The 20158-nt window shown below is 26.5% G+C and carries 16 protein-coding genes and 5 pseudogenes; 1 reads left to right on the top strand and 20 read right to left on the bottom strand.

What is annotated here, in order from left to right; all coding sequences use genetic code 11:
* Positions 1-34 precede the first annotated feature (34 nt).
* From dtd to HMPREF9127_RS04850, 7 genes and pseudogenes are all read right to left on the bottom strand, one after another.
* Positions 35-483: pseudogene (dtd, locus tag HMPREF9127_RS07805) on the bottom strand (D-aminoacyl-tRNA deacylase).
* Positions 483-2636 (bottom strand): RelA/SpoT family protein, encoded by a 2154-nt coding sequence (locus tag HMPREF9127_RS04830; RefSeq protein ID WP_009448960.1) that lies wholly within the window; start codon positions 2634-2636, stop codon positions 483-485. Before HMPREF9127_RS04830 ends, dtd begins: the two are co-directional and overlap by 1 nt.
* Positions 2637-2648: 12 nt before the next feature.
* Positions 2649-3431, bottom strand: a complete 783-nt coding sequence (locus HMPREF9127_RS07810; RefSeq protein WP_255261716.1) for a DHHA1 domain-containing protein — start codon at positions 3429-3431, stop codon at positions 2649-2651.
* A 29-nt stretch (positions 3432-3460) separates the two neighbouring features.
* Positions 3461-4393 carry a single-stranded-DNA-specific exonuclease RecJ gene (locus HMPREF9127_RS07815; protein ID WP_009448585.1) on the bottom strand — a complete coding sequence of 311 codons (933 nt, stop codon included), beginning with the start codon at positions 4391-4393 and terminating at the stop codon, positions 3461-3463.
* A 63-nt stretch (positions 4394-4456) separates the two neighbouring features.
* Positions 4457-4777: a preprotein translocase subunit YajC gene (yajC, locus tag HMPREF9127_RS04840; protein ID WP_009448507.1), complete on the bottom strand. Its 321-nt coding sequence runs from the start codon at positions 4775-4777 to the stop codon at positions 4457-4459.
* A gap of 153 nt (positions 4778-4930) precedes the next feature.
* Positions 4931-7496, bottom strand: a pseudogene (locus HMPREF9127_RS04845) (ATP-dependent Clp protease ATP-binding subunit).
* A 144-nt stretch (positions 7497-7640) separates the two neighbouring features.
* A complete protein-coding gene (locus HMPREF9127_RS04850) occupies positions 7641-8567 on the bottom strand; it encodes a DnaJ domain-containing protein (protein WP_004833301.1) in 927 nt (308 codons plus the stop codon).
* Between the two features lie 242 nt (positions 8568-8809).
* Here HMPREF9127_RS04850 and yedF point away from each other — a divergent pair, with 242 nt between their 5' ends.
* The gene (yedF, locus tag HMPREF9127_RS04855; RefSeq protein ID WP_009448845.1) at positions 8810-9409 is read left to right on the top strand and encodes a sulfurtransferase-like selenium metabolism protein YedF; all 600 of its coding nucleotides are present in this window, start codon (positions 8810-8812) and stop codon (positions 9407-9409) included.
* 41 nt (positions 9410-9450) lie between these two features.
* Here yedF and HMPREF9127_RS09170 read toward each other — a convergent pair whose 3' ends face one another.
* The 13 genes and pseudogenes from HMPREF9127_RS09170 to pfkA all read right to left on the bottom strand — a co-directional run bounded on the left by HMPREF9127_RS09170 (position 9451) and on the right by pfkA (position 20157).
* Complete coding sequence (locus tag HMPREF9127_RS09170; protein WP_009448904.1) at positions 9451-9891, bottom strand: hypothetical protein; 441 nt, start codon at positions 9889-9891, stop codon at positions 9451-9453.
* Positions 9892-9995: 104 nt separating this feature from the next.
* Positions 9996-10487 carry a hypothetical protein gene (locus HMPREF9127_RS09175; protein WP_255261717.1) on the bottom strand — a complete coding sequence of 164 codons (492 nt, stop codon included), beginning with the start codon at positions 10485-10487 and terminating at the stop codon, positions 9996-9998.
* Positions 10484-11580: pseudogene (locus HMPREF9127_RS08435) on the bottom strand (O-antigen polysaccharide polymerase Wzy family protein); the annotation flags it as partial. The gene HMPREF9127_RS09175 and the pseudogene HMPREF9127_RS08435, both read right to left, overlap by 4 nt.
* A pseudogene (gene wzy, locus HMPREF9127_RS09760) lies at positions 11580-11777 on the bottom strand (O-antigen polysaccharide polymerase Wzy); the annotation flags it as partial. The pseudogenes wzy and HMPREF9127_RS08435, both read right to left, overlap by 1 nt.
* Before the next feature lie 194 nt (positions 11778-11971).
* Positions 11972-12238, bottom strand: a complete 267-nt coding sequence (locus tag HMPREF9127_RS08445; RefSeq protein ID WP_255261718.1) for a glycosyltransferase — start codon at positions 12236-12238, stop codon at positions 11972-11974.
* Positions 12239-12260: 22 nt separating this feature from the next.
* Entirely contained in the window at positions 12261-13052 is a 792-nt protein-coding gene (locus tag HMPREF9127_RS08450; RefSeq protein WP_482198254.1) for a glycosyltransferase, read from the bottom strand.
* A gap of 69 nt (positions 13053-13121) precedes the next feature.
* Entirely contained in the window at positions 13122-13922 is an 801-nt protein-coding gene (locus HMPREF9127_RS04875; protein ID WP_009448535.1) for a LicD family protein, read from the bottom strand.
* A 21-nt stretch (positions 13923-13943) separates the two neighbouring features.
* Positions 13944-14963, bottom strand: a complete 1020-nt coding sequence (locus tag HMPREF9127_RS04880; RefSeq protein ID WP_009448801.1) for an alcohol dehydrogenase catalytic domain-containing protein — start codon at positions 14961-14963, stop codon at positions 13944-13946.
* A gap of 1 nt (position 14964) precedes the next feature.
* Entirely contained in the window at positions 14965-15672 is a 708-nt protein-coding gene (locus HMPREF9127_RS04885) for an IspD/TarI family cytidylyltransferase (protein ID WP_009449106.1), read from the bottom strand.
* A gap of 77 nt (positions 15673-15749) precedes the next feature.
* A complete protein-coding gene (locus HMPREF9127_RS04890) occupies positions 15750-16676 on the bottom strand; it encodes a glycosyltransferase family 2 protein (protein ID WP_009449023.1) in 927 nt (308 codons plus the stop codon).
* Positions 16676-17377, bottom strand: a complete 702-nt coding sequence (locus HMPREF9127_RS04895; RefSeq protein ID WP_009448844.1) for a sugar transferase — start codon at positions 17375-17377, stop codon at positions 16676-16678. Before HMPREF9127_RS04895 ends, HMPREF9127_RS04890 begins: the two co-directional genes overlap by 1 nt.
* Positions 17378-17438: 61 nt before the next feature.
* A pseudogene (pyk, locus tag HMPREF9127_RS09765) lies at positions 17439-19188 on the bottom strand (pyruvate kinase).
* 9 nt (positions 19189-19197) lie between these two features.
* A complete protein-coding gene (gene pfkA / locus HMPREF9127_RS04905; protein ID WP_009449024.1) occupies positions 19198-20157 on the bottom strand; it encodes a 6-phosphofructokinase in 960 nt (319 codons plus the stop codon).
* Position 20158 lies beyond the last annotated feature (1 nt).

A 20158-nucleotide genomic window follows, 5' to 3' on the forward strand; every position in this document is an offset into this window, starting at 1 on the left:
CAACAACAATCCTTTTTATATTCATCTTTATCTCCTAGTAACACTTTTTAGAATCCAATTGAATTGTAACTGGTCCATCATTTTCCAATAATACTTTCATGTCAGCTTGAAATTTTCCCGTTTTTACTACAATATGATTATCATAAAATAGTTCTAAAAATTCCTCATATTTCCTTTTAGCTTCAATACTGGATAAACTATTATCAAAACTAGGTCTATTTCCTTTTCTACAATCTCCATAAAGTGTAAATTGTGAAACAATTAATATTTCATATCCTTTATCTAAAACAGACAAATTCATTTTAAAATTTTGATCTTCAAAGATTCTGAGATTTAAAACTTTTTTAAAAATATATTTTAAATCAACATCCGTATCTTCCTTACCAAAACCGACAAAAAGAAGAAGTCCTTTTTTATTCTGGAAACTTCTTTTTTGTCAACTTCTACACTTGCAAAATTAACTCTCTGTATTATAGCTCTCATTAAGCACGTACCCTATATACGTCTAGTATACCCTTTAAAGATTTTATTTTATTGATTAATCTTTCTAATTCGTCAATATTTTTTATTTCAACTATAATATTTGTAATAAAAGTTTTATCCTTTCCTGTTTTTGCAGTTATCCCTACTAAATTCAATTTAGACTCCGAAATAATATGAGCTACATCAGCCAATGCGCCAACTTGATCTAAAGATATAACAGCAACTTCTACTTTATAATATAAATTTTTAGTATTAGTCCATTCAACAGCAATAAGCCTATCTCGGTTTTCAACATTTTTTACATTAGGACAATTACAATTATGAATAGAAATTCCTCTACCTTTTGTTATATAACCAACTATTTCATCGCCTGGAAGCGGATTACAGCATTTTGCAAAACTAACTTCTATATTATCAATACCTTTTACAATAACGCCTTTAGAATTATATTTACTAGAAGATTTTTCACTTTTTACTTTATTTATTATATCATCAGCAGATTCTTGATAGTAATCACTATAAAATTCCTTTAATCTTGGAATAATTTGTTTTAAGTTAATACTTCCAAAACCTATTGCTGCATACATTTCGTCAATAGTATTAAAACTTAATTTCTTTGCTATTTGTAAAAGCCAATCTTCTTTTAATATCTTACTATAAGTAAATCCTAATCTTCTAACTTCCTTTTCAAGCATATCTCTACCTTGAACAATATTTAAAGCCTTATTTTCCTTTTTAAACCATTGTTTTATTTTTGTTCTTGCTTGAGAGGACTTAACTATCTTAAGCCAATCTTTACTTGGTCCAGATGAATTTGGATTAGTAAGTATTTCTACAATATTTCCATTTTTTAATTTATAATTTAATGGAACAATTCTACCATCAACTTTAGCACCAACACAATTATTACCAACTGCAGTATGAACCTTATAAGCAAAATCTATTGGAGTTGCCCCAGCTATTAAATTTATGACATCTCCTTTTGGTGAAAAAACAAAAACTTCATCGGAAACAAAGTCCTCTTTAAAAGAAGTAATAAATTCTCTATTGTCATTTACTTCTCTTTGCCAATCCATAAGCTGTCTAAGCCAAGTTAATTTATCATCAAAACTAGTACTTCTATCAACACCTGCTTTATACTTCCAATGCGCAGCAATACCATATTCTGCTGTTTTATGCATTTCAAAAGTCCTTATTTGAACTTCAAAAACATCACCAGAATTACTAATTAGAGTATTATGCAAAGATTGATATAAGTTTGGCTTTGGAACAGCAATATAGTCCTTAAATCTTGAAGGAATTGGTTTCCACTTAGAATGAACTATTCCTAAAACAGCATAACAATCACTAATAGTTGGAACTATAATTCTAACTGCAGTTAAATCAAAAATTTCATCAAAACTTTTATTTTGTTTATACATTTTTTTATAAATACTATATAAACTTTTTGGTCTTCCGCTAATTTCTCCTTGAATATTGTGCTCTTTAAGACTTATGCTTATTTCTTCAATAATATCATTTATAATTTTTTCTCTTTCACTTCTCTTTTTCTTAACTCTTTCAGCTAAGTCATAATAAATTTCTGGTTCCAAGTATCTTAAAGATAAATCCTCAAGTTCCCACTTAACATTACTCATACCTAATCTATAAGCAAGTGGAGCATAAATTTCTAAAGTTTCTTTAGCCTTTTCCAATTGCTTAGCTTTTTTCATATATTCTAAAGTTCTTATATTATGGAGTCTATCAGCAATTTTTATTATTATAACCCTGATATCTGAGTTCATTGCTAAAAGCATTTTTCTCAAATTATCCGCTTGAGATTCTTGCTTGCTTTGATATTTTATCTTTTTAAGTTTTGTAACTCCATCCACAAGATTTGCAATTTCTTCATCAAACATTTCTGCCATCTGTTCAAAAGTAACTTCCGTATCTTCAAGAATATCATGCATAAGTCCTGCAATAATTGTTGCATCATCCATATATAAATCAGCTAAAATATTAGCAACTGCTACCGGATGAATAAAATATGGTTCTCCCGAATTCCTAAATTGACCTTCATGGCATTCTTTAGTAAAATTATATGCCTTTGTAATTTTTTCAACATCTGCATTTGGATTATAACTTTTAATTTTTGATAATAATTCCTCTAACATTTTGCTCACCTCCTACCTTATATCTTTTATAAGTAATTGAATAGATTTAGTATTCATATACTCATTAATTACAGGAGTATATAAAATATCTATAAATTTATTTTTAATATTATTCTGTTCTGATATAATGTCATTAGTTTTAAACTTTTCATTAAAATATTTAATATATTTTTCAAAATTTGTAAAAATAATTCCGCTAAATTCTAAATCATCTTGACTCAAGACTAACTTTATAACATTTTTATTTTTACCTATAATTGAAATCGACTTAATTTCTACATTTTTTGCACCGAATAAAGGTTCCGGATTTGCCTTGCCATAAGGTTCCAATAACTTTAATTCCTCAACAATATTATAATTTAATAATTTAAAGTCCAAAGAACAATCTATCTTAACTTTTTCTATAAAATTTTCTAAAATCAAATCTGAATTTTTATTTAATTCATTTCTTAATATTTCTAAATTTTCTTTCTTTATTGAAAAACCGGCTGCCATAGCATGCCCTCCCAGTTTTTCAAAAAGATTTGAAAAATCTCTAAGTTTTGAAATTATATTATAATCTTCAATACTTCTGCCACTTCCCTTTAAAATACCATCTTCTTTGGCATTAGAAAAAACTAAAGTGGGTTTATAATAATAATCTTTTATTCTTCCTGCAACAATTCCTGCAATTGATTCATGAATTTCATCATCATATACTACAATAATATCATCATCAAAATACTTATTATCTCTAATTTTCGAATTTATTCTGGAATATGCTTCATTAGTTAAATCTTTTCTCTTTTCATTCAACTCAACCAATTTTTTTGCATAATTACCAGCTATTTCTTCATTTTTTCTAAAAACAACTCTACACCTATACTTGCAGATTCTAGTCTACCAGCAGCATTAATGCAAGGTCCTAATTTATATCCTAATGAAGTAGTTGTAATCTTTCCAACTTCATTTTCTGCTTTTAACTTATTTATTCCAATATTATCACTTGAATTTAGTATTTCTAATCCTTTTTTCACAAAAAATCTATTCTCATCAACCAAATCAACAACATCACAAACTGTTCCCATTGAAACAAATTGTAGTAAGTCTATTAAATAATCTTCATCTCCACCTAACTCATCATATAATGCCTGCATTAATTTAAAAGCTACACCAGCACCACATAATTCTTTAAACGGATACTCACAATCTACTCTATGAGGATTAATAACAGCACTAGCTTTAGGCAATATTTGATTTCCTTCATCGTCAAAACACACTTGATGGTGATCTGTTATTATCATTGGTATATTCAAAGAATTACAATAATCCGCCACCTCAAAAGCTGATATTCCATTATCACAAGTTATAATTAAATCTACTCCATTTTTTTTAGCATTATCTACAATTCCTTTTGAAATACCATAACCATCTTCTATTCTATGAGGAATAGCAAAACTTATATTATCAGTAAAAAAACCTAGACCTTTCATTAAAACAACTGTTGCAGAATTACCATCTTGATCATAATCACCGACAATTTGTATATGTAAATTATTATCTATTGCATCAACTAGAATTTCGATTGCTGTATCTAAATCTTTCATCAAAAAAGGGTTATGAAGGTATTTATAATCAGGATATAAAAAATTTTTTACATTTTTATAGTCAATTTTTCTATTTGCTAAAAGTTGACAAGTTATATAAGAAAATTCACTATTATTTTTAAAATTTTCTTTAGTCAATCCATTATCAGACTTAATAAACCATCTTTTCATAAATACCTCCTTTTTATACTATCTATAAAGAAAAATAGACGAAATCCGTCTATTTAATAAAAACTAATTTTCTTCACTATCTTCCTCTTCATCATCTTCTTCAACAGAAGACTCTTCAGATTTGCTAACGACAGAATGAATAGCAGATTTAATAAATTCTATTTTTGTTCCATCATCAGATGTCTCAATTACAACTTCAGTATCGCTAAGTTCAACAATCTTACCTTTTATACCTCCAATAGTAATTATATTATCCCCTATCTTCAAATTATCTCTCATATCCATTATGGCTTTTTGTCTTTTCTTTTGTGGTTTAATCATAAGAAAATAAGCAATAACCATAAAACCACCTATAATAACTAATTGCATAGTTAACTGATCCATAATATTCCTCCTAAACTTAAATATACGACTATATTTTAACATAAAATGTATTTTATTTCAAATATTTATTTTAATATTTTTCAATCAATTCTAAATAAATTAGATAAAAGAGCTAATATTTTTCTTAGCTCTTTATCTTTTTAAAATACAAATTTATGAAATACAAATTTTTCCATTTATATTTTTAAAATTTATTGTGGAGTTTGGAGTAATTTTTCCTTCAATTATCTTTGTAGCTATTTCAGTTTCAATATTTTTTTGAATGTATCTTTTTATTATTCTAGCTCCGTAGTTAAATGAATAAGTTGAATCTAAAATTAACTTTTTACAATCTTCATCTAAATTAATCTTTACTCCAATATCTTTTAATCTGTTTTCAATTTCTGAAACAGTCATATCAATTATCTTATAAAGTTCTTCTTTTTGTAATGGTTTGAATAGTACTATATCATCAACTCTATTTAAAAATTCAGGTCTAAAAGAGTTTTTCAACTCTTTCATAACTTCATTCTCAGCTTCTTTTGTAATTTTGCCATTTTCATCAATTCCATCAAGCAAGTAAGTTGAACCTATATTGGAAGTCATAATTATAATAGTATTTTTAAAGTCAACCACCCTTCCTTGATTATCAGTAAGTCTTCCATCATCAAGAACTTGTAATAAGATGTTAAATACATCCGGATGAGCTTTTTCTATTTCATCAAATAAAATTACACAATATGGATTTCTTCTAACTCTTTCTGTAAGTTGTCCTCCTTCATCATATCCTACGTATCCCGGAGGTGCTCCTATAAGTCTTGAAACTGAATGTTTTTCCATATATTCACTCATATCTATTCTAACAAGATTTTTTTCGCTATCGAACATACTTTCACATAATGTTTTTGCTAATTCTGTTTTACCAACTCCTGTAGGTCCTAAGAAAATAAATGAACCGATAGGTTTATTTTCGTCTTTTAACCCACTTCTTGATCTTAAAATACAATCTCTAACTAAATCAATTGCTTCGTCTTGTCCAACAACTCTCTTATGCAAAATATCTCCGAGATGTAATAATTTTCTTTTTCTCCTTCGACCAATTTCTTTATAGGAATATTTGTCCACTTAGAAATTACTTCAGCTATTGTTTCTTCTGTAACTTCTTCTTTTAAATAACTTTCTTTTTCTTTTTTCTTTTCATTAAGTTCAGCTAATTTTAATTCTAAATTTGCAAGTTTTCCATATCTTAATTCTGAAAGTTTTTCAAAGTCATATTCTCTTTCAGCTTTTTCAATATCTATTCTGACAGAATCAATTTCAGCTTTCACAGATTTTATTTCATTAATATCTTTTTTATCACTTTCCCATCTAGCAAGTTCAACATTGTACTTGTTTTTCACATCGGAAAGTTCTTTTTCTAAGTTTTGCAACCTCTTTTTACTAATTTCATCAGTTTCCTTAACAAGACCTGCTTTTTCGATTTCTAATTGTAAAACTTTTCTTCTAAGGTCATCAATTTCTTGTGGCATTGAGTCAATTTCAGTTCTTACCATAGAAGATGCTTCATCCATCAAGTCAATCGCCTTGTCCGGTAAAAACCTATCAGTAATATATCTATCACTTAGAGTTACACATGCAATAACTGCAGAATCAGTTATCTTTATTCCATGATGAATTTCGTATTTTTCTTTTATTCCTCTAAGAATTGAAATTGTATCTTCAACAGTAGGTTCCTTTACCAATACTTTTTGAAATCTTCTTTCCAAAGCTCCATCTTTTTCAATATATTTCCTATATTCATCAAGTGTTGTTGCACCTATTGTGTGCAATTCTCCTCTAGCAAGCATTGGTTTTAACATATTTGATGCATCCAAAGCTCCGTCGGTTTTTCCTGCACCAACTAAAGTGTGAATTTCATCAATGAATAAAATTATTTCGCCTTCTGAATTTTTGATTTCTTCAAGAACAGCCTTTAATCTTTCCTCAAATTCTCCTCTAAATTTGGCACCTGCTATTAAACTTCCCATATCTAATGAAAAATTATTTTATTCTTTAATCCATCTGGAACGTCATTATTTACAATTCTTTGAGCTAATCCTTCAACAATAGCTGTCTTACCAACTCCGGGTTCGCCTATTAAAACAGGATTATTTTTTGTTCTTCTTGATAAAATTCTAATTGAATGCCTTATTTCTTCATCTCTACCAATCACAGGATCAAGTTTACCGTTTCTTGCTTCTTCTGTTAAATTTCTTCCATATTTTAACAATTCTTCGCTTGTACTTCCATCTTTATGTTCATTTTTCATATTCTTAATTCCCATCAAAGCATATTTAAAAGAGTTGTATGTTATGTTATACTTTCTAAAAATATCTGATGATTTTATATTCTTTTCTTTCAAAAGAGAAAGGTAAATGTGTTCAGGTAAAATTGTACTATCTCCTGTTCCTTTTATTTCATCTTCGGAATTAAGCAAAATTCTTTGATAAACGGTATTTGGATAAATATTAGAATCTCCATATTGTGAAGGTAAATTATCAAAAGCTATCTTAACATCATTTCTATAGCTGTCTATATTCACATTCATTATATTCAAAATCTTAATAATTATATTATCATTATCAATCAAAGCTTTGTGTAAATGAATATCTGAAATTTCAACATTTGCATTTTTTATTGCCAAGCTTTGAGACTCTTCTACAATTTTCATTGCATCACTACTAAATTTTTCTAAATTCATAATACTCCTCCTTTTTTTTGAATTTAACTTTTCACTTAAAAATTAAATTCAACATAATTAAATATTTATTGCATAATAATAAAACTTTATTCAACTTAACATATACATTCTGTAATAGATAAGTTAAATATCATTATTTTAATCTTATTTTTCCATTAATTTTTTATATAATTCTAATTTTTCACCTGATAAGTTTTTAGGATTATTTATAACTATTTCAAGATATAAATCTCCTGTTTTTCCTTTTAAATCAGTATATCCCTTGTTTGAAATTCTTATTTTTTTCATACTTTCTATCTTTGCAGGAATCTTAACTCTAACATTTCCGTTTAAAGTTTCAATAACCTTTGTAACTCCAAAATATGCTTCCCATGGATATAAACTAACTGTCTTTATTAAGTCTAAACCTTCAAGTCTATATTCATCATTTATAACATTTATTTTTACATATATATCACCATCAAGCTTATACTTATCTCCATTGACTTTTACCTTTTTACCTGTTGTAATTCCTCTAGGTATCTTAACAGTTATTTTTTTAGGAGAATTATTTATATTGACGTAAAGTACTCGCTCTATTCCGGAATATGCTTCTTTAACAGATAAATTCAAGCTAGTTTCATATTTTTGTCTTTGAGGTTGTCTTCCAAATCCTGAGTAAGAATTTCCAGAATATGCATTTGAATTTGTAAAACCATCAAATCCTGAAAATCCGCTAAAATGTGATGAAGTTTTTCCGCTTCCACCAAAAAACATATTAAAGAAGTCAGAAAAACCACCCATATCACTTCCACTATAGGAAGCACTAAAACCATAATTTCTTGGGTCAAAATTATCTCCACCACTAAAATTATAATTTGATCCGAACATATCATATTGTTTTCTTTTTTCTTTATCAGACAAAACTTCATAAGCTTCATTTATTTCTTTAAATTTATTACTTGCAGCTTCATTATTTTGATTAACATCAGGATGATATTTTTTTGCCAACTTTCTATATTCTTTTTTTATCTCTGCATCAGTCGCGTTCTTATCGACGCCTAAAATTTTATAATAATCTTTATATTCCATAAATTCCTCCTTGTTTTGACTTTCTTTGACCTTTAATTTTATTATACCCTATATAGAAAATTTAAACAATATTTTTATAAAAATTAAATATGATTTTTAACTTTATTTAAATTTTAATATTGATTTGTACACTAAAAATTCATACATGATATTGCATACAAAAATATAAACTATTTTACTTGTATTAATAATATTTATATTGTATAATTATATTGTATAAATTAATTTTTTGGAGGTAAATTATGAAAGAAATAAATGCTAAAGGTTTAGCTTGCCCTCAACCATTGATTTTAACTAAAAGAGCTGTTGAAAGTTCAGAAGAAAAAGATTTTTTAGTTATAGTTGACAATGATACTGCAGTAAAAAACTTAGAGAAATTTGCTAAAAGTAGCAATCTGGATTTTAAATTTGAGAAAATATCTGATAATGAATTTAATGTGTTTGTATCAAAAAATAACGAAACTTCTCTAAAGGAACCAAGTGCCTTTTGTTCTGTTGAAAACTCATCAGATACAGTAATAGCTATTTCTAAGAACTTTATGGGAAACGGCTCTGAAGAACTTGGAAAATTGTTAATCAAAGGCTTTGTTTATACTTCAAGTGAATACGAAAAATTGCCAAAAACACTAGTATTTTTTAATTCAGGTGTTGAATTGACTTGTGAAGGATCACCTTGTATTGATGACTTAAAGAAACTTCAAGAAAAAGGAGTGGAAATTATTTCTTGTGGAACTTGTCTTGATTACTTCGGATTAAAAGAAAAACTTTTAGTTGGTGAAATAAGTAATATGTACACAATATATGAGACTCTTTTCAATGCAGGAAAAGTAATTAATATCTAGTAAGCAAAAACCGGCTAATATTAGCCGGTTTTAACTTTAAATTATAATTTATATGATAATACTCCAATTATATTCTTTTCATAATTTTTTAAATTTTGTAATAATTTTTCAAAAGATGAATATCTAGTTATTCCATATTCTTCAACTAATATAACATTTTTTAAATTCATTATATTATTTAAGTCATTTGTTTTCAATATATTTACTTTATCAATATTACAATCATTTAACTTATTAATAATATTTGAATTTGAACTAATTATACTTAATTCTTCAATATTTTCATTATTAATTTTATATTTCAGAACTTCAAACAAATCATTATTATTTTTTATTTCTTGAACAAATTTTATATTATATTTTCTATAATCTCCTTCTCTGTTAATAGTTGGATCAAATATATACATAACAAAATTCATAATAGCAACTAAAATTATTAAGGCTATTTCAGTTGCAAAAACTTTTACTAATAATTTTTTCATACTATATCCAGTATTAATATTTTCTTTAGAACTAAGTTCTTTAGAATAATTAGATTCAACTTTTTCAATAGTAACATTATTATAAACAGATTTATATTTATTTATTAATTCATCAAATTTTTTTCAATCAAATCATTTACCAATTTACTTGGTGTTAAAATTTTTACAGAAACGCCTAAATTAGTTGAAATATAATTTACTACTACTTTTTTGTCCCAATAATCAAAATTTGAATTTTTTAAAGTTACGGCTGATGTATCTAATTCTTTAGCCATTTGTGATAACTCTTTATCACTTACGTCATTAAATAAATAAGCACCATTTAAATTAGATACTAGTAATTTTTCATAAAAATCAGAATATCCTCTTCTACCATATAGTGCATTTGCATTGTCAGTTTCCGGAGCAGTAATCTTATAAGCCAAATAAGTAGAATATTGTACCCCTTCTTTTACTACTGTTTTTTGTTTATCGTTTGTAAAACCAACGGACAAACCAAAACAACACTCAGTACTAAAAACGCTACTAAATTTAAAACTCTTTTTTATATATATTGGATAGTAAATCTCCAAATGAATAATTTTCAAACATATCATATCTCCTTCATTTTAAAAATTGTATAACAATTATCTTTTGATATTAATTTTGCTACTACAAATATTAATAACACTATAAACCAAAATTGGAATGTAAGTAATATTGAAAAACTTTCTGAAAAACTGCTTCTAGGCATAAAAAACAAATTATTCAATATTATTAATGTACAAATAAAGCGTAAAGTTTTATTCTTATAAGAAACATTAAGCATTCTTATAAATAAAAACCTAAAAATATACTAAATAAAAATACACCTAAGTATCCAAAATCAGTATAATTTTCCATTATAAAACTACTTCCTAATCCATGTCCTTGTAAATAATCATCTTTTATTGCTATATAAGAAATATTATGAGCATAACTATTACTTTTTATTGCTAATTCAATACTATTCGTTGTAGTTGTAAATGGCTTTGTATCAAACAATAACTTACCAAAATTTCCATAAGTAAAATATTCAATAATCGGTCCAAAAGTAAAATTTGTAAAACTTCTTACAGCAATATTGCTATTATACAAAAATCCTCTTGCTAAAACTCCAAAACTTGTTCCCTGTTTATAGATAAAATCTACAAATATATCAAATATCTTAAAATTCGAAACCTCAACATTATCTCTGACATAATTTAAAAGTCCCATACCAACAATTATTATTGGAAGACTTGTATAAATTAATATCCTTTCTTTTACTCCTATCCATTTATTTTTAATATCTTCTTGTCCTCTTATAAAGTAATATATAAAAGAAAATATCAAAGTTAAAATAAATGGATTTCTAGTCCCAATAACTAAGTATATTGCATTTGCAAACAAGTTGCTGATTAACACTATAGTAGCATTTCTTTTGTTTGGTTTAGATGCCAAATATATACACATAGAATATACTGTAAAAACTGACAATATATATGTAAAGTAAGGCAAATTACTTTTAAATGATGCATAATATGTGTAATAGGATGTATTTAACTTAAATATCAACCTTTCAATTAGCCTTAAAGTATAAAATGGATATGTCAATATATATACTGCAAGTGAAACAATTCTTACATTTTTTAACCAAATAATATTTTCTATTTTTCTACTTTTATCATCTAATTTTTTATTTTTTTAGTTTTTAATAATGCTTTAGAAATAATTCCTCCAATAAACAGTCCAGAAAGTGAAATCATAACTATAATAAAAGCAAAAACATAAGCATCTTTTTGATAAGTATTAAAACTATAATTTCTTAAATAATCTATTGTAGGTCTTGAAACTAAAAATATAAAAATAGTTATATAAAAAATAAATGTATTATATAATACTTTATATCAGTAAAGCAAAATATTATCAAGCTAACAAAAAAGGATAATAATGTAAAAAGTAATATATCCAATCTCTCTGTATATAAGTAGCTCACTCCAAGAAATAGAGTGAAAATAAAAGAAAATGCTGTAATTAAAGAATAAAATTTTTAAAAGTAATATTCATATAATTATCTCCATTATTCTATAATTTCATTTATATTTTTTATTTGTTCTGGAATAGTAAATTTTGTTATAAAATTTTTCATTTCTGATTTATCCGCTATTCTACAAGTTTCAAAAAAGTCAACAATATTTTCACAAGCTTCATCAATAGAGTTTACAATTCTACCAAATTTACCGTTATTTGAAAGTTCCTTTACTCCTCCAACATCTGTAGAAATAAAAGGAACTCCTAAAGCTAATCCTTCAACAATAGCACCTGAAAAACCTTCTTGTTTAGACATTGAAAACATCAAATCCATTTTTTTATATATTTATATGGATTTTTTGATATCCTAAAAAATGAATATAATCTTCCAAATTGTCTTTTTTTACCAACTCTTTTATATAATTTTCCAATTCTCCAGACCCTAAAAAATATAAATGATACTTTTTATTTAAATTTTTGTGTAATTTTTTAATTGTTTCATAGACTTCTAATGAACCTTTTAAGTTTTCAATTCTACCAATTACACAAATTGCATTTTTTTCAATATTAATATCTGTAACCTCATTTGATTTACCCAAAATACTATCAAAATCATAGCCATTATAAATAGTTAAAACTTTATCTTCGTACTCAGGATAAACCGAAATTATAGACTCTTTAGTTTTTTCTGATACAGAAATTATTTTATCAACCTCCTCTAAATGTTTTCTATGATTATTTCTTTTTTGAGAATCTTTCATAAAATCTTCAATACTTCCATGTATCCAAGCAAATTTTTTTACATTCTCATCTTTTGAAAATTCAAAAGGAGGATTGATTATAGTAAATGAAATTTCTATATCATATTTTTCTTTAACCATTATTTTTCTTACTAAATTTGGAAAAAACTTTCTTATTCTCCACAAAATAGCTCTTTTTACCTTAGATTGTCTATAATCTTGCCATGATTTTAATACTCTTACATTATCACTAACGGGCTCATAACCCTTATCAAAATGCTCAATTTCAAGTATATCAATATCATATTTTTCGCTATCAAGATTATTTACAATTGTTGATAATATTTTTTCAGCCCCTCCCCCTAAAGAAAAGGACCATAAAAAAATAATATTTTCTTTTTTTCAAATAATCACCTTATTTCCAAATTTCTTCATAATTTGTATAGCTATTTTTTAAATCTAAAAAGAGTAAATCATGATGCGGTATTTGTTTTCTTTGGGTGGTAATTTCATATAATCTCCAAATGCAGTTTTTAAATATCCATCATATCCAATAGGAATTGGCATTTTTGTATCTTCAAAGTCAAAATACTTCTTATCTACAAACCATTCTTTTCTATACACCTTTTTCATATAATACGGTCCAGAACAAAGCTCTGTAATATATTTTGAATCATCAATTTTATATTTAGTCATCTTTTTTTCCGCGAACTTCCAAATTTTATATCTAATGTTATTAGATTTAAAAATTGATAATAATAATTTAGAAACTTTTTTCTTTAAGCCTCCATGCTTTTCAGGTAAAACCTGAGCACAAAAAAGAGAATAAATAAGTCCCCACATAATTTGAAATTTTCGCTGTGTTTTTTTGTTTGGACAACCATCAAGAGGTAAAATATCTAATGCTATCCCATGACTTATATTTAAGCCTTTTTGGTACGGTTTAACAGCAGTTGTTTCATTATCTCTAATAGTTATAAAAAGGTTATGGTCAACTAAATCTTTATTAGCTTTAACAAGTGAATATTTTTTAGTATTTGCCTTTTCATTCCATATCATAACTAATTTTTCATAATCTTCTCTTGGCATAAAAAAGTCCAAATCATCATCCCACGGGATAAATCCAGAATGTCTTAAACTGCCAATAGCTCCACCACCACAAAGATAACATAATAAATTATTTTCTTCACAAAAAGAGACAAAATATTTTCCCATTTCTAAACTCTTAAGTTGTAATTCTCTTAAATTTATTTCTTCCATAATTTATAAAATTTTTATTAATTAAATATTCCACTTTGCAACAGTTTTAAAAGGAGTATTTAAGTCATTTTTGAAAAATCTGTGAATATCATCAATACTATTTATTTCATCATCTTCAAATACAATAGACTTAAATCTATTTTGAATTTTTTTGTTTTCAAGCATTTTTATAGCTTCTTCAAAATCTATCCTTCCTGATCTGGAGCATCCAATTAATGTTAATCCTTTCTCCAATATATCTCTAGTATTAACTGCAACTTTATTTTCACTAACACCCATCAACATAATTGAACCTTGAGGTTTAATATACTTTATTATGTTATTAATAGCATCTTCACTTCCGGGCCCTCCAGCACACTCAAATCCATGATCTGTAGAAAAACCTTCAGGAATATCATCACTTGAATATACCTCATCAACAAATGAAAATATTTTTAATTTTTCCAAGTTTCTGCCGACAACAACTATTTTACTATTAGGAAATTTATATTTTAAAACATTTGCCATAATAAAACCTAAACTTCCATTTCCAAAAATAGTTATAGTTTCTTTACTTTCAAGTGAGTTTTTTACAAACCTATCATAAGCATGAAAACCTACCGAAATAAACTCTAAAATAGAAGCTACAGGTAACTCAATGTTATTAAACTTAACAAGTCTATCTGGAGAGATTTTTACAAATTCTCTCATAAATCCATCATGACCACTTGACAAAAAATATGAGCCTTTTACATAATTTTCATAAATTCTTTCATCAAAATTACAAGGTGGTGTATTTGGAATCATTGAAACTAAATCTCCAACTTGAAAAGTATTTGTAGGATCAAAAACAACCTCACCACAAGATTCATGGATTGGAGCCATTGGTAATTTTTTTTCTAATACTTTCGGATCTCTTTTTCCTAAATAATATCTCTGATCTGCATGGCATAAAGATACATATAAAGGTTTTACAATAACTTTATCTCCTAAAAAGCTTTCATCAACATATTTAACTGAAATAAAACCCGGTTTCATTAATTGAAAAATTCTATTTATCATTTTAAATCTCCATTAACATTGCTTTAGCTATCTTTAAATCTGTTACCGTAGTAATCTTTATATTTGAAAAATCACCATTAACCAAAAATACTTTTTCTCCATTTAATACAAATATTTTACAAGCATCTGTTAAAATATTTTTTTCTTCATCTGTTAATTTATTATAGTATTCCATAAATTTATTAATTTTAAATGTTTGAGGGGTTTGTCCTTGAAACATAGTTTTTCTATCAGGAATAGATGAAATAAATTTACCATCTTTAGAAACAACAATTGTATCAAAAGCGGGTACTACTGTGTCAATAATATTATATTTTTTGCAATTTTCGATGTTTTCATCAATCATTTTAATTGAAACAAAAGGTCTAACTGCATCATGTGTCACAAGAATATCTTCATCTGTTAATCCATTATCATTATCAATAGCTGAAATAATATTTAAAATTGTAGAATTTCTATCTTTACCACCATCTACAACAACAATTTTTTCAGATAAATAATTATAATCTTTTTCTATTATATCAACAAGATAGGAATTCCAATCAGGATTTACTCCCACATAAATTTTGTCAATTTTGTTACTTAATAGAAATTTTTCAATTGTATGAATTATTATAGGTTTATCTCCAATATTTAAAAATTGTTTTGGGATATTGGAAATATTCATCCTACTACCTATTCCTCCGGCAAGAATACCAGCATAAATCATAGCCTAGTCCTCCTTATTATATGTTTTTAAAAATGATGGGATTTTTAAAAATCCTATCAGTGTGCCATATCCATAACTTATATGTAAAAGGAAAATACAATCGGAAGCAATAAATTATAAGGATTAAATTTTCCTTTAAAAATTGAACTTAGAGACATCAAAATATTCACTATAAGATATGAGCCAAATACCAATAAAAATAAGTATTTAGTAAAAAATAGTGAAATAATTGATACAAAAAGTGCAATCAAAAAAGCGAAAGGAATATAATGATATAAATTTAAACACTCGGGACAAACAGCAGTTGTAAGTCCTATCCACATTCCATTAGCTTTCTTTTGTTTAATCATTTTTGAAAGTGAATTTCTAGTATGTTGATAAGAAATAATATCATCATCATAACAAAGTTTATATCCAGCTTTTCTAATTCTATAGTGAAATTCATTGTCCTCAGTTCTTAATAATTTTTCATTAAAAAATCCAACTTTTTCCAATACTTCTCTTTTATACATTGCATGAAACATAGACTTAACATATTTTTTCCCTGATGCATTTCTAAAAGGTGCAATCCCACTACCAAACATAGATGACTCTGCTTCCAAAAGCATTTTTTTATAAGCAGTATCCTCATCAATAATATTTGGTCTTTTTCCTCCTGAAACATCTTCTCCTGATTCTATATTTCTAACATTTTTTTCTATAAAATCTTTTGGAACTGATGAGTGTGCATCTATTCTTACTAAAACATCCCCTGTAAAATTTCTTATCACTATATTCCATCCTGCAGATTGAATCTTTTTTGGATTATCTATAATTTTAACATCTAAAAAATCATTATTCTCTTTAAAATCTTGCATAATTTTTTTTGTATTATCTGTAGATATTCCATCAACTAAAATTATTTCAATCTCGCTATGGGGATATGTTTGTAATTCAAAATCTTTAAAAAGAGAAGGTAAAGTTTTCTCCTCATTCAAGGCAACTACACCAATACTAACCTTCATTATTTTTCCTCCAAAAAAACTGATAAAAATGTTTTAAACATAATTTTTATATCATACCAAAAAGAAAATCTTTCAATATATTCTAAATTATACTTCATTTTATCCGGTAAAATATAATTTACATAAATATCATCAATATTTGAATCATTATCTAAGTGTTTGGATATTATTTCATCCTCATCTTTATAATTTATACTGGAATATGATGTAAGTCCCGCAGGGAGCAATAAAGTCGCATACATATAATCAGAATACCTTTCAACATATTTTGTTACTTCAGGTCTCGTTCCAACAAAACTCATTTCTCCTAAAAATATATTAAAAATTTGTGGAAATTCATCTAATCTATATTTTCTTAAAAATTTTCCAACTTTAGTTATTCTCGAATCTGATTTTACAGTTACAAGTGTTCCAATTTTATCCGCATTTGAAACCATTGTTCTAAATTTAAAAATTCTAAATTTTTTACCGTATGTTGTAACTCTTTCTTGTCTATAAAATATACTCCCTTTAGAATCTAACTTTATAGCTATTGAAATTATAACTATCGGAATAAATAATATCAGTAAAATTAAAACAGAAAAAATAATGTCAAATATTCTTTTAAAAACTAAACTAAGTTTCTTTTTTGAAACTATTTCATAATATTTTTTTACAGAATCATTTTGAAACTCTGTAGGCAAATCTATAAATTTTATCAAATTATTTTCTCCTTATTTAAATGTCTGTAATATAATAACATATATTTAAAATAAAGTAAAATTAAAGAACTTTAACATCACCATCATAAACCAAACCACCAACAGTATCTATTGTTACAAGTTGACCGTCTTTAATTAAATTTGTTACATTTTCAGCACCAATAATTGTTGGAATATTAAAATGTAATGCAATTATTGCTGCATGAGAAGTTAAGCCTCCGGTTTCAACTATAATTCCTGATGCTCTATCAATAAATTCGACATATTCTCTATCCGTGAATTTAGATACTATTATATCTCCATCTTTAAATTTATTTTTTAAATCATCTTCACAATTTATTACACAAACTTTTCCTGTTACTGAATCTTTTCCAATTCCAAATCCCTTTATCAAAATTTTCCCAACTGTATGCACTTTTATTAAATTTGTTGTCCCTGCAACACCAACCGGTATTCCTGCTGTTAGTACAACTGTATCTCCATCATTAATATAATTTGCATTTAAAGTAGCTGATATTGAACGTTCAATAACTTCATCAGTATGTTCAGATTTTTTGAAATCAAGCTAGTAACTCCCCAAAAAATTTGTAATTTTCTTCTAACTTTTTCAGAATAAGTTACAGCTATAATATCAACAAATGGTCTAAATTTAGAAATTGATATTGGTGTAATTCCTGAAGCAGTTGCACAAATAATTGCTTTTGCTCTTAAATTTTCAGCAATTTCCTTTGTAGATAAACTAATTGAATTCATCGTATTTAAAGCATCATGTCTGTTTTTGTTTTTATACTATTTTGAAAATCAAATGAATTTTCTGTTGTAATAGCTATATTATTCATAACTTTAACTGCATCCTTTGGATATTTTCCTGCAGCTGTTTCACCTGATAACATAACACAATCACTTCCGTCAATAATTGCATTTGCTACATCTGTAACCTCTGCCCTTGTGGGTCTAGGATTTCTAATCATAGAATCCAACATTTGAGTTGCAGTTATTACAGGTTTTCCTATTAAATTACATTTTCTAATAATTTCTTTTTGAATTTTTGGAATAAATTCCGTTTTTATTTCAACACCTAAATCTCCTCTAGCGACCATTATTCCGTCTGATGCTTCTATAATTTTATCAATATTTTCAACACCTTCTTGATTTTCGATTTTAGATATAATTTTAATATCAGAATTATTTTCATCTAAAATTTTTCTAATTTCATAAACATCTTCAGGTTTTCTAACAAAAGAAGCAGCAATAAAATCTAAATCATTTTTTATTGCAAATAAAATGTCACTCTTATCCTTTTCTGTAATTGAAGGTAAATGTATTATTTCATTTGGAATATTCACGCCTTTATTGCTCTTAATTACTCCGTTATTTTTTACCAAACATTTTATTTCTTTATCTGTTTTTGAAATAACTTCCATTTCTACCAAACCATCATCAACTAGAATTGTTCCTCCAATTTTAACATCATCCGGTAGTAATTTATAAGAAACAGAACAAATTTCTTGATTTCCTAAAACTTCTTCAATTGTAAAAGTATAACTATCTCCTGATTTCAAAACAACTTCATCTACACTAAATTTTCCAAGTCTAATTTCAGGACCTTTAGTATCAAGCATTATAGCTATTGGCAAATCTAACTCTTCTCTTGCCTTTTTTATATTATCAATTCTAACTTGATGTTCTTCCTTGCTTCCATGCGAAAAATTCAATCTACATATATTCATTCCACTAAGCATTAATTCTTTTAAACTTTCAACTGAATCTGAAGCAGGTCCAATTGTACAAATTATTTTTGTCTTTTTCATAATTATCTCCTAAATAGATAGTTCATCAACTATATCATATAAATCTTTATTAAATATTTTTTTGCTTGAAACTGCAACTTCTATAGAAATATATTCAATACTATTATTTCTATATGCCAATGCTAAATTTGTTTTATCTTTTAATAATAACTTAACAGCCATACTTCCCATTTGACTTGCAATTATTCTGTCAAATGAACTTGGAGTACCTCCTCTTTGAATATGTCCAAGAACAGTTACTCTTGTATCTATATTCGCCTTTTCTTGAACTTGTCTTTTAAGCTCATAAGGGCTTAAAATACCTTCTGTTAAAACAATTATATGATGTAACTTTCCTCTTTTTCTACCACGAATTATCTTATTACAAACTTTATCTATATCAAAGTCAACTTCCGGAACTATTATACTTTCTGCTCCTCCGGCAAGCCCGGAATTTAAAGCAATATCTCCACATTTTCGTCCCATAACTTCTAATATATTAGCTCTTCCGTGTGAAGATGAAGTATCACGAAGTTTTGATATAGCATCTATAACTGTATTTACAGAAGTAAAAAATCCTACCGTATAGTCAGTATATCCCATATCATTATCAATCGTACAAGGTATAGCTATCGTCTTTATTCCATATTTACTTAGTACATTAGCTCCTCTAAAAGTACCATCCCCTCCTAAAACTACAAGCCCTTCTATACCGTATTTCTCTAAATTTTTAACTGCCTTCTCCTGACCTTCTATAGTCATAAATTCTTTACTTCTTGCACTACCTAATATAGTTCCCCCTTTTTGAATTATATCAGCAACACTGGATACATTCATTTCAAAAATATCCCCTTTAATAAGACCATCATATCCAAATTTTACACCATAAATTCTAATATTATGATAAATACACGTTCTTACAACTGCTCTTATTACAGGATTCATTCCTGGAGAATCACCTCCACTCGTAAGAATAGCAATTTTTTTCAAA

The organism is Parvimonas sp. oral taxon 393 str. F0440, from assembly GCA_000223315.2.
GTDB lineage: Bacteria > Bacillota > Clostridia > Tissierellales > Peptoniphilaceae > Parvimonas.